Raw genomic sequence first — 532 nt, forward strand, 5'->3', positions numbered from 1 at the left:
ATTCATCATTAGACTCTGTTATAGGCGATGACTCAACGACAAAAATGTCTGATGTCATGGAAAATGAAACAAATGATGGAAAAGCAGATTATAGTATTAATACAAGTGATTTAAATGTTAGTATTAATATGGTTTTAAATAAATTAACCTTCAGAGAAAGGTATATAATTGAAAATTTCTATGGCGTACTAGGCCATACCCCAAGGACACTTGAAGAGATTGGTAAAGAATTAAGTGTAACTAGAGAAAGAGTTAGACAAATCGAATCTAGTGCAATTAAGAAATTAAAACACCCTAAAGTAGGTAAAAACCTTAAAAATTATGTAGAGAGTTAATCATGAATTTTTATGAAGAATGGGTTGAATTAGATTTAAATCCAATTATCTCTTTTTCTTCTTCTGCTAAAATTTTATTTTCTAATTCTGAAGCGCAATTTTTACTAAGTCGAATAAATCAAAAAGAATTATTCGACCTAGCTTTAAATTATGCTCCAAAAACATTTGGAGCACAAACTTCATATATAGATTTAACT

Annotated in this window: 1 protein-coding gene and 1 pseudogene; both read left to right on the top strand. The window is 28.4% G+C overall.

From position 1 onward, the window contains the following. Positions 1-335 (top strand): sigma factor-like helix-turn-helix DNA-binding protein (locus ACQY5W_RS13560; RefSeq protein WP_428025498.1); only part of this gene is annotated, 335 nt, incomplete at its 5' end. Between the two features lie 2 nt (positions 336-337). Beyond that, a pseudogene (locus tag ACQY5W_RS13565) lies at positions 338-532 on the top strand (hypothetical protein); the annotation flags it as partial.

It is taken from the genome of Arcobacter sp., from assembly GCF_050300555.1.
GTDB lineage: Bacteria > Campylobacterota > Campylobacteria > Campylobacterales > Arcobacteraceae > Arcobacter.